Origin of the sequence: Nakamurella sp., from assembly GCF_048594475.1 — a bacterium.
Lineage (GTDB): Bacteria > Actinomycetota > Actinomycetes > Mycobacteriales > Nakamurellaceae > Nakamurella.
On the sequence record NZ_JBMDXT010000435.1, the window covers coordinates 1 to 10,811 of the forward strand.

The 10,811-nt window shown below is 73.2% G+C and carries 9 protein-coding genes; 1 reads left to right on the top strand and 8 read right to left on the bottom strand.

Annotated features, from left to right (window positions below; genetic code table 11):
• A partial coding sequence (locus tag ACOJUF_RS19730) for a substrate-binding domain-containing protein (RefSeq protein ID WP_420123523.1) occupies positions 1 to 285 on the top strand: 285 nt, incomplete at its 5' end.
• A gap of 192 nt (positions 286 to 477) precedes the next feature.
• Here the strand turns inward: ACOJUF_RS19730 and pyrF are convergent.
• The 8 genes from pyrF to ACOJUF_RS19770 form a co-directional block, all read right to left on the bottom strand.
• Entirely contained in the window at positions 478 to 1,317 is an 840-nt protein-coding gene (pyrF, locus tag ACOJUF_RS19735) for an orotidine-5'-phosphate decarboxylase (protein ID WP_420123524.1), read from the bottom strand.
• A gap of 50 nt (positions 1,318 to 1,367) precedes the next feature.
• The gene (locus ACOJUF_RS19740) at positions 1,368 to 2,318 is read right to left on the bottom strand and encodes a TIGR03564 family F420-dependent LLM class oxidoreductase (RefSeq protein ID WP_420123525.1); all 951 of its coding nucleotides are present in this window, start codon (positions 2,316 to 2,318) and stop codon (positions 1,368 to 1,370) included.
• 48 nt (positions 2,319 to 2,366) lie between these two features.
• The gene (locus ACOJUF_RS19745) at positions 2,367 to 3,467 is read right to left on the bottom strand and encodes a quinone-dependent dihydroorotate dehydrogenase (RefSeq protein ID WP_420123526.1); all 1,101 of its coding nucleotides are present in this window, start codon (positions 3,465 to 3,467) and stop codon (positions 2,367 to 2,369) included.
• 25 nt (positions 3,468 to 3,492) lie between these two features.
• Positions 3,493 to 6,870: a carbamoyl-phosphate synthase large subunit gene (gene carB, locus ACOJUF_RS19750; RefSeq protein WP_420123527.1), complete on the bottom strand. Its 3,378-nt coding sequence runs from the start codon at positions 6,868 to 6,870 to the stop codon at positions 3,493 to 3,495.
• Positions 6,870 to 8,090: a glutamine-hydrolyzing carbamoyl-phosphate synthase small subunit gene (gene carA / locus ACOJUF_RS19755; protein ID WP_420123528.1), complete on the bottom strand. Its 1,221-nt coding sequence runs from the start codon at positions 8,088 to 8,090 to the stop codon at positions 6,870 to 6,872. Before carA ends, carB begins: the two co-directional genes overlap by 1 nt.
• Positions 8,087 to 8,659 (bottom strand): transporter, encoded by a 573-nt coding sequence (locus ACOJUF_RS19760; RefSeq protein WP_420123529.1) that lies wholly within the window; start codon positions 8,657 to 8,659, stop codon positions 8,087 to 8,089. Before ACOJUF_RS19760 ends, carA begins: the two co-directional genes overlap by 4 nt.
• A 1-nt stretch (position 8,660) precedes the next feature.
• Complete coding sequence (locus tag ACOJUF_RS19765; protein WP_420123530.1) at positions 8,661 to 9,989, bottom strand: dihydroorotase; 1,329 nt, start codon at positions 9,987 to 9,989, stop codon at positions 8,661 to 8,663.
• The coding region (locus tag ACOJUF_RS19770; protein WP_420123531.1) for an aspartate carbamoyltransferase catalytic subunit at positions 9,986 to 10,811 on the bottom strand (826 nt) is incomplete at its 5' end. The genes ACOJUF_RS19765 and ACOJUF_RS19770, both read right to left, overlap by 4 nt.

The following is a 10,811-nucleotide window of genomic DNA, read 5'->3' on the forward strand; positions in this document are numbered from 1 at the left end:
CCGACCGCCGGCGTCGCGCAGAGCGACCTGCTGGCCGCCGGGGTGATCCGTGCGGCCACCGATCTGGGACTGTCCGTGCCGGGCGACCTGTCGGTCATCGGCTGCGACGGCATCGCGCTGGACCGGGTCATCCCCCAGGACCTCACGACGATGGTCCAGCCCGCCGCCGACGAGGGTCGCGCCGCCGGCCGGGCCGTTCTCGACCTGCTGGAGGGCGGCGCCCCGGCGTCGGTCCGCTTCAGCTGCCGCTTCCACCGCGGCGCCACCACCGCCCCGCCCCGCTGACCGCCCGGCCCGCCGACCGCCCGGCCCCGCCGACCGCGCCGCCGCACCCCGGCCCCCGGCCCCGGCCCCGCACCCCCCCGGCATCGTGTTGATCATGGGAAGAGTGCGGTTATGCCGGCGGCATAACAGCACTCTTCCCATGATCAACACCGATAAGGGCAGCCGGGACCCGTCGATGTCCGCCCCGCCCGCTCAGCCCAGGGCGGCGCGGACCTCGTCGATCGTGCGGGCCGCCGCGGCCCGGAGCTTGTCCACCGAGGGCCCGGCCCCGAGGACCTGGCGTGACGTGCTGGGCAGCAGCGCGCCGTGGGCGTCGGCGAAGATCGTCCGCAGGTCCTCGGCGGTGGCGCCCTGGGCGCCGAGGCCGGGAGCGAGCATCGGCCCGTTGACCGAGGACAGGTCGACCCCGGTCCGGCCGATGGTCGCGCCGACCACGAGCCCGATGGATCCGATCGGGTCGTCGCCGGCGTTGAGCGCGCCGACCTGGTCGATGATCGACTGGGCGACGGTCTTCTCGTCCTCCCCGAGCGCGTGCTGCACCTGCTGGCCCTCGGGATTGGAGGTCAGCGCGAGCACGAACAGCCCGCGCCCCTCGGCGAGGGCGACGTCCACCGTCGGCAGCAGCGAGCCGAACCCCAGGTAGGGCGACACGGTGAGAGCGTCGGCGGCCAGCGGCGCCTCGTGGGTCAGGTAGGCCGCGGCGTAGGCGGCCATCGTCGAGCCGATGTCACCGCGTTTGCCGTCCAGGATGCTCAACGCGCCGGCCTCGCGGGTCGCCGTCAGCACCTCCTCCAGGACGGCGATCCCGGCCGCCCCGTGCGCCTCGAAGAACGCCGACTGCGGCTTGAGCACCGCCACCATCGGGCCGAGCGCCTCGACCACCGTCATCGCGAACCGCTCCAGGCCGCCGGCGTCGTCGGGCAGGTCCCAGGCCTTGAGCAGGCCGGGATGCGGATCGATGCCCACGCACAACGGCCCGCGGGACTCGATGGCCGCGACCAGGCGGTGGCCGAACGGCTCGGTGATCGTCATGCCGGCGATCTTCTCATCGCCATCTCACTCGCGCGCCTCCCCCGCCCGGATCACCCCCCGGGCGGCTCATCGGACTGCCCGCCGGCCCGCCCCCCGGACCGCGCGGCCAGGAAGCCGATCGTCTCGGCGATCTGCTCCCGGGTGCCGAACGGCACCGCCAGGAATTCGGTGACGCCGGCGGCCGCGAGGCGGTCCAGGCCGGCGACCAGCGCCGCCTCGTCGCCCACGACGGCCAGATCGGCGGGACCGTCCGCGCCCTCCCGGTCGAGCATCGCGCGGTAGTTGGGCAGCTGCCCGTACATGGCGAACTGCCGGGCGGCCCGCTCCCGCGCGGCCGCCGGGTCGGCGGTCAGGCAGATCGGCAGGCCGGCCACCACCCGCGGGGCGGGCCGGCCGGCCTCGGCGGCCGCCTGCACCAGCACCGGAACGGTGTGGCCGGCCAGCGTTTCCGGTCCGGTCATCCAGGTGACGGTGCCGTCGGCCAGCCGCCCGGCCAGGCGCAGCATCACCGGGCCGAGCGCGGCGACCAGCACGGACGGCGGGCTCGACCCGGGGACGGTCAGCCGGGCGTTGACCCGAAGGGTCTCACCGGTGACGTCGACCCGGTCGCCGCGGAGCAGTCCGCCGAGCACCGTCAGGTACTCGCGCATGTGCCGGGCGGGCCGGGTGTAGTCCAGGCCGAACATGTCCTCGACGACCTCCCGGTGGCTGGGCCCGACGCCGAGCGTGAGCCGGCTCCCGGTCAGCGCCTGCACCGTCATCGCCTGCGCGGCCAGGGCGGTGGGATGGCGAGGGTAGGTGGGCACCACCGCGGTCCCGAACTCGATGCCGGGCGTCTGCGCCCCGGCGACCGCGATCATGGTCAGCGCGTCGGCGCCGAAGATCTGGGCCAGCCAGACCTGGCGCACCCCCTGCTCGGCGAGCGCCCGGATCTGCGCGATCTGGCTCTCCGGCGAGCTGCCCCGGCCGGCGATGTCCCCGACCCCGATGCCGATCCTCATGACCGGCGACGCTAGCCCAGCCCGCCGGACCGCGCCCGGGCCGGCGGGTCAGGCCGCCCCGCCGCCGGCTCGACGCGCGGCGATGGCCTTGTTCAGCGACGTGATCAACGGCGGGCCGCCGAAGATGAACCCGGTGTACAGCTGCAGCAGGCTGGCCCCGGCGTCGAGCATCCGCAGGCCGTCGTCGGCGCTGGAGATGCCGCCGACGCCGATCACCGGCAGGTCGCAGTGCGCGGTCACGAACCGGACCACCTCCAGGGCCCGCGGGAACAGCGGCCGGCCGGACAGTCCCCCGGTCTCGTCCGCCTTCGCCTGCTCGGCCGGCGCGATGCCGGGCCGGGCCAGCGTGGTGTTGGTCGCGATCAGGCCGGCGATGCCGCGGTCGACGCACACCTCCAGCAGGTCGCCGATCGCCTGGTCGGTCAGGTCCGGCGCGATCTTCACCAGCACGGGCACCGGCCCGCGCCGACGCTGCCCGCCGGACTGCGCCGACCAGGCCAGCGACCCGGCCTCGGCCGTCATGGCGGCCAGCAGCTCGTCCAGCGGGGCCCGGTCCTGCAGGCTGCGCAGCCCCGGGGTGTTGGGGCTGGACACGTTGATCGCGATGTAGTCCGCGTACCCGTGCACGGCGCGCAGGGACGTCAGGTAGTCGCCGACCGCCTCGTCGACCGGGGTGACCTTGGACTTGCCCAGCGAGATGCCCAGAGGGACCCCGATCGGGCCGGTCGTGGCCAGCCGGGCGGCCAACGCCCCCGCGCCGGAGTTGTTGAACCCCATGCGGTTGACGATCGCCTCCGACGCCGGCAGCCGGAACAGCCGCGGCGTCGGGTTGCCCGGCTGGGCGTGCGCCGTCACCGTGCCCGCCTCGACGTGGCCGAAACCCAGCGCCGGCCACGCCTTCAGCGCGACGCCGTCCTTGTCCATGCCGGCGGCCAGCCCGACCACGGACGGGAAGTCGACGCCGAACACCGTGCGCGGGCTGGGGTGCCGGGCGAGCACCCCGGCCACCGCGCGCCGGGCCAGGGCCGACCGGGACAGCATCCGCAGCCCGGACATCGTCCGGTGGTGCACGGCCTCCGGGTCACCCTTGGCCATCCGGAACAGCACCGGCCGGACCGCCCGGCGGTAGGCCGTGGCCCCGATCGTCATCGCGTCCCCCCGATCGACGGCACGGTCAGCCGACCGTCTCGCGGCCGGCCCGCAACCGGCTCTGCAGCGCCTGCAGCGGCGCGACCCCGACGTCGGACCGGTTGAGGGCCTCGATGCCCTGGATCGCCGCGGCCGCGCCGGCGACCGTGGTGATGCAAGGGATGTCGGCGGCCACCGCGGCCGTGCGGATCTCGTACCCGTCGACCCGCGGCCCGGACTGCCCGTACGGGGTGTTGATGATCAGGTCGATCTTGCCGGCCCGGATCTGCTCGACGACGGTGCCCTCGCCGGACCCGTTGCCCTCGAAGTACTTGGCCACCACCTCGACGTCCATGCCGTTGCGCTGAAGCATCTCGGCCGTGCCCTCGGTGGCCACGATCTTGAACCCGAGATCGGCCAGCCGCTTCACCGGGAACACCATGGAGCGCTTGTCGGCGTTGGCGACCGAGACGAACACGGTGCCCTTGGTCGGCAGCGAGCCGTAGGCGGCGGTCTGCGACTTGGCGAAGGCCGGGCCGAAACTGGTGTCCACGCCCATCACCTCACCCGTCGAACGCATCTCGGGCCCGAGCAGCGAGTCGACCCCGCTGCCGTCGGCCCGCCGGAACCGGTGGAACGGCAGCACCGCCTCCTTGACCGCGACCGGCGCCCCCGCCGGCAGCGTCCCGCCGTCGCCGGTGGCCGGCAGCATGCCCTCGGCCCGCAGCTGCGCGATGGTGGCCCCCAGCATGATCCGGGACGCCGCCATGGCCAGCGGCACCGCCGTCGCCTTGGACGAGAACGGCACCGTCCGCGACGCTCTCGGGTTGGCCTCGAGGACGTACAGGACCTCGTCCTTGAGCGCGTACTGCACGTTGAGCAGGCCGCGGACGCCGACCCCCAGCGCGATGGCCTCGGTCTGCGCCCGGACCTTGGCGATGTCGCTGCGGCCCAGGGTGATCGGCGGCAGCACGCAGGCCGAGTCGCCGGAGTGGATGCCGGCCTCCTCGATGTGCTCCATCACGCCGCCCAGGTAGACCTCGGTGCCGTCGCACAGGGCGTCGACGTCGATCTCGATGGCGTCGTCCAGGAACTTGTCCACCATCACCGGCCGGTCGGCCGAGACCTCGGTGGCCCGGGAGATGTAGTCGGCCAGCGATGGTTCGTCGTAGACGATCTCCATACCGCGGCCGCCGAGCACGTAGGACGGCCGGACCAGCACCGGGTACCCGATCGCCGAGGCCACCGACTGCGCCTCCGGGAACGAGACGGCCATGCCGTAGGCGGGGGCCGGCAGGCCGGCCTCCCGCAGCAGCGACCCGAACCGGTCGCGGTCCTCGGCCAGGTCGATCGCGTCCGGCGAGGTGCCCAGGATCGGCACGCCGGCGTCCTGCAGTTCCTGCGCCAGCTTGAGCGGGGTCTGGCCACCCAGCGTCGGGATGATCCCGGCCACGGTGCCGGACTGCTGCTCGGCGTGGATGACCTCCAGCACGTCCTCGACGGTCAGCGGTTCGAAGTACAGCCGGTCGCTGGTGTCGTAGTCGGTCGACACCGTCTCGGGATTGCAGTTGACCATGACGGTCTCGTAACCGGCCGCGCGCAGCGCGAGCGCCGCGTGCACGCAGGAGTAGTCGAACTCGATGCCCTGGCCGATCCGGTTCGGGCCGGAGCCCAGGATGATCACCTTCGGCCGCTCGGTCTGCGGCGCCACCTCGGATTCCGCTGCCGGGTCCGTCTCGTAGGCCGAGTAGTGGTACGGCGTGCTGGCCGCGAACTCGGCCGCGCAGGTGTCGACCGTCTTGTAGACCGGACGGATGCCGTTGGCCCACCGCCATTCCCGGACCGCCTGCTCGCCGCCGAGATCGGGCCGGAGCTGGGCGATCTGGCGGTCGGACAGGCCGTACCGCTTGGCCCGCCGGACCAGCTCGGGGGTGAGCTCGGTGGCGTCCCGCAGCTGCCCGCCGATCGTCCGGACCAGCTCGATCTGGTCCAGGAACCACGGGTCGATCTTCGTCGCCTCGTGCACCTGCTCGACGGTGGCGCCCCGTTCCAGGGCCTGCATGACGCCGTAGATCCGGCCGTCCTGCGGCGTCCGCAGCCGGTCCAGCAGCGCGGGTAGGTCGTTCTCGGCCGGCGCCGGGTCGGTCCAGAAACCGCCCGCCTTGGTCTCCATCGACCGCATGGCCTTGCCCAGGGACTCGGCGAAGGACCGGCCGATGGCCATCGCCTCGCCGACCGGCTTCATCGTCGTGGTCAGCGTCGGGTCGGCCCCGGGGAACTTCTCGAACGCGAACCGCGGGATCTTGGTGACGACGTAGTCCAGCGTCGGCTCGAACGCGGCCGGGGTGGCCCGGGTGATGTCGTTGGCGATCTCGTCCAGCGTGTAGCCGATGGCGAGCTTGGCCGCGATCTTGGCGATCGGGAAGCCGGTCGCCTTGGAGGCCAGTGCCGACGAGCGGGACACGCGGGGGTTCATCTCGATGACGATGATCCGGCCGTTGCTCGGGTGGACCGCGAACTGGATGTTGCAGCCGCCGGTGGCCACGCCGACCTCGCGCAGGATGGCCAGGCCCAGGTCCCGCATCCGCTGGTACTCGCGGTCGGTCAGCGTCATCGACGGCGCGACGGTGATCGAGTCGCCGGTGTGCACGCCCATCGGGTCCAGGTTCTCGATGGAGCAGACGACGACGGCGTTGTCGTTGCCGTCCCGCATCAGCTCCAGCTCGAACTCCTTCCAGCCGAGCACGCTCTCCTCGATCAGCACCGAGGCGTGCACGTTCTGGTTGCCGTCGCCGGGGCCGAAGGAGGCCTGCGAGGCGGCCAGGCCACCGCCCGCGATCCGCTCGAGATCCTCTTCGGTGTAGGCCATGCCGGAGCCCAGCCCGCCCATGGTGAAGGACGGCCGGACGACCACGGGCAGGCCGAGATCGGCCACCGCGGCGCGGACCTCGTCCATCGTGTGGCACACGGCCGAGCGCGGCACGTCCCCGCCGACCGAGCGCACGACGTCCTTGAAGATCTGCCGGTCCTCGCCCCGGTTGATGGCCGGGATGTCCGCCCCGATCAGTTCGACGCCGTACTTCTCCAGCACACCGCGCTCGTCCAGGGCGATCGCCGTGTTCAGCGCGGTCTGCCCGCCGAGGGTGGCCAGCACGGCGTCGATCCGGTGCCCGCGGGCGGCCTGGTCGGCGAGCAGCTTCTCGACGAACTCGGCGTTGATCGGCTCGACGTACGTGGCGTCGGCGAACTCCGGGTCGGTCATGATCGTCGCCGGGTTGGAGTTGATCAGCGAGACCCGGATGCCCTCGTCCCGCAGCACGCGGCAGGCCTGGGTTCCGGAGTAGTCGAACTCGCAGGCCTGGCCGATGACGATCGGGCCGGAGCCGATGACCAGGACGTGATTGATGTCGGTACGGCGAGGCATCAGGCGGAAACCTTCCCACTGGCAGTCCGTCCGGTGGCCATCAGGTCGACGAACCGGTCGAACAGGTATGCGGCGTCGTGCGGTCCGGCGGCCGCCTCGGGGTGGAACTGCACCGAGAACGCTTGCCGGTCAAGGCATTCCAACCCCTCGACGACCCCGTCGTTGAGGCAGCTGAAGGCGACCTGGGCGCGGCCGAACTCGGTGTCGACGACCTCGCCGATCGGCGCGTCGACGGCGAAGCCGTGATTGTGCGAGCTGACCAGCACCCGGCCGGTCGCGTGGTCGCGCACCGGCTGGTTGATCCCGCGGTGGCCGAACTTGAGCTTGTAGGTGCCGAAGCCCAGCGCCCGGCCGAGCACCTGGTTGCCGAAGCAGATGCCGAACAGCGGGATCCGCGCCGCGAGGACGTCCTTGGTCAGCTGCACCATGGCGTCGGCGGTGGCCGGGTCGCCCGGCCCGTTGGACAGGAACACCCCGTCCACGCCGAGCGCGGTGATCTGCTCGACGGTCGTGGTCGCCGGCAGGACGTGGGTCCGGATCCCGCGGGCGGCCAGCATTCTCGGCGTGTTCGCCTTGATACCCAGGTCGATCGCGGCGACCGTGAACCGCTCCACGCCGTCGGCCGGCACGACGTAGCCGTCGGCCGTGGTGACCTCACCGGTCAGGTCGGCCCCGGCCATCGACGGCTGCGCCCGCACCTGGGCCACCAGGTCGGCCAGATCGGCACCCGGCCCGCCCGCGGCGGCCCCGGAGAAGATGCCGCAGCGCATGGACCCGGACGTGCGCAGGCGTCGGGTCAGCGCCCGGGTGTCGACCCCGGCGATCCCGACGATGCCCTGGCGCGCCATCTCCTCCGGCAGGGTCGCGGTGGCCCGCCAGTTCGACGGCCGCGGCGACAGGTCGCGCACCACGAACCCGGCCACCCAGATCGCGTCCGACTCGTCGTCCGACACCCCGTAGCGGGCCCCGCCGTCCGAACCGCCGTCGGCCCCGCCGTCCGAACCGGCGTCGGCCCCGCGGCCGGCGACCCATCCGGTGTTGCCGATCTGCGGCGCGGTGGCCACCACCACCTGGCGGCGGTAGGACGGATCGGTCAGCGTCTCCTGGTAGCCGGTCATCCCGGTGGCGAAGACCGCCTCCCCGAACGTCGTCCCGGTCGCGCCGAAACCCTCCCCGTGAAAGGCGGTTCCGTCTTCCAGTACCAGCACGGCCGGCGTCATGCGCTTGCCTCCTTGTTCTTGGCTTGGTTCCCGCCCTGATCGCCGCCCTGATCGCCGCCCTGGTCGCCGCTCCGGCGCCCGTCCAGCAGCCCGGCGGCGGCGGCCACGAACTGCGCCTGCTCGTCGCGGTCGTCGGCCCGGATGCCGCTGTCCAGCTCGGTCCCGCCGAGCCGCCAGCGGATGATGAGAATGCCGTCGGCCTGGCCCATCACCTTGCCGGCGATGCCCGGCGCGGTGGTCACCTCGACCAGGTCGGCCACCGGCACGAAGATCGGGTCGGCGCCCTCCCGGTCGATCAGCACACCGTCCTCGCTCAGCCGGACGATCGCCGTCGCCCGGACGCCCAGACCCTGGGCGACGATGCGGTCCTGCCAGTTCCGGGCGGTGGTGCTGGACACGTAGAGACCCTTGAGCGCGGGGGTGACGACGTCCCCCGGCGTGACCGGCACGGCCGGCAGCGGGGCCAGTCCGCCCTGCCGGTTGCCGCGGTGCCGCCAGCCCACCCACAGCCCCCAGGCCGCGAGCAGGCAGATCAGCACCAGGGCGAGCACCCACAGCGTCCGTTCCACGTCAGACCCCCCGCCCGGCCTCGGCGGGGGCCCGGTCGACCACCGCGCCGGCGGCGGCGGTGCACCGGCCCCGCAGGTAGGTGGCGACCACCCGGCCGGGCAGTTCCATCCCCTCGAAGGGGGTGTTGCGCGACAGCGAGGCGAACTCCGCGCCGCGCACCGTCCAGCGCGCCTCCGGGTCGACCAGCACCAGGTTGGCCGGCTCGCCGGCGGCGATCGGCCGCCCCTGACCGGTCAGCCCGCCGATGCGGGCGGGCGCCTCGGACATCACCCGGGCGACCCCGCGCCAGTCCAGCAGGCCGGTCCGGACCATCGTCGCGATGACCACGGACAGCGCGGTCTGCAGCCCGAGCATGCCGGGACTGGCGTTGTCCCACTCGGTCTCCTTGTCCTGGCTGGCGTGCGGGGCGTGGTCGGTGGCCACGATGTCGATCACCCCGCCGGCCAGCGCCTGCCGCAGCACCTCGATGTCGGCCCGCGTCCGCAGCGGCGGGTTGACCTTGAACACCGGGTCGTAGCCCTCGGCCCGCTCGTCGGTGAGCAGCAGGTGGTGCGGCGTCACCTCGGCGGTGACGTCGGTGCCGCGGCGCTTGGCCGCGGCGACGACCTCGACCGACCCGGCGGTGGACAGGTGGCACACGTGCAGCCGCGAACCGACGTGCTCGGCCAGCAGCGCGTCGCGCGCGATGATCGCCTCCTCGGCGACGGCCGGCCAGCCGGTCAGCCCCAGGCGGGCGGACACCTCACCCTCGTGCATCTGCGCGCCCTGGGTCAGCCGCGGTTCCTGCGCGTGCTGGGCGATGACCCCGCCGAACGCCTTGACGTACTCCAGCGCCCGCCGCATGAGCAACGGGTCGGAGACGCAGTCGCCGTCGTCGGAGAACACCCGCACCTGGGCGGCCGAGGTGGCCATGGCGGCCAGCTCGGCCAGCCGCTCGCCCTTGCGGCCGACGGTCACAGCGCCGATCGGGTGGACGTCGACCAGCCCGGCCTGCTCACCCAGCCGGTACACCTGCTCGACGACGCCGGCGGTGTCCGCCGTGGGGTCGGTGTTCGGCATCGCGAAGACCGCGGTGTACCCGCCCAGGGCTGCGGCCGCCGAACCGGTGTGCACCGTCTCGGCGTCCTCCCGACCCGGCTCGCGCAGGTGGGTGTGCAGGTCGACCAGGCCCGGCAGCACGATCAGCCCGGCGGCGTCGACGGTCTCGGCGCCGGCGGCGCGCGGGTCGGTCGCCGCGTCCGAGCCGACGGCGGCGATCACCCCGTCCACCACCAGCAGGTCGGCGGCCCGTTCGCCGTACGGCGCGCCCCCACGGATCAGCAGCGTCATGCGGCACCTTCCATCTCACCCGACAGCAGCAGGTAGAGCACCGCCATCCGCACGGTCACCCCGTTCGCGACCTGCTCCACGATCACCGAATTGACCCCGTCCGCGACGGCCGGGGTGATCTCCATGCCCCGGTTCATCGGTCCCGGGTGCATGACGATCGAATGCGGCGCCAGGAGCCCTCGCCTGCGTTCGTCCAGCCCGTACCAGCGGCTGTACTCGCGGGCGGTCGGGAAGAACGCGCCGCTCATCCGCTCGCGCTGCACGCGCAGCATCATCACCGCGTCCGCGCCGGTCAGCGCCGCGTCCAGGTCGTAGGAGACCTCCGCCGGCCAGGTCTGGACGCCGACCGGCACCAGGGTGGGCGGCGCGACCAGGGTGACCTGCGCGCCCAGCGTGGACAGCAGCAGCACGTTCGACCGGGCGACCCGGGAGTGCAGCACGTCACCGACCACGACGATCCGCCGGCCCGCCAGCGCACCGAGGTGCCGGCGCAGGGTGAACGCGTCCAGCAGCGCCTGGGTCGGGTGCTCGTGGGTGCCGTCGCCGGCGTTGACGACGTGGCCGTCCACCCAGGCCGACAGTTGCCGCGGCGCCCCCGAGGCGGAGTGCCGGCAGACCACCGCGTCGGCCCCCATCGCCTGCAGGGTCCAGGCGGTGTCCTTGAGCGATTCGCCCTTGGAGACCGAGGAGCCCTTGGCCGAGAAGTTGATGACGTCGGCGGAGAGCCGCTTGGCCGCCAGCTCGAACGAGATGCGGGTGCGGGTGGAGTCCTCGAAGAACAGGTTGACCACGGTGCGGCCGCGCAGCGTGGGCAGCTTGCGC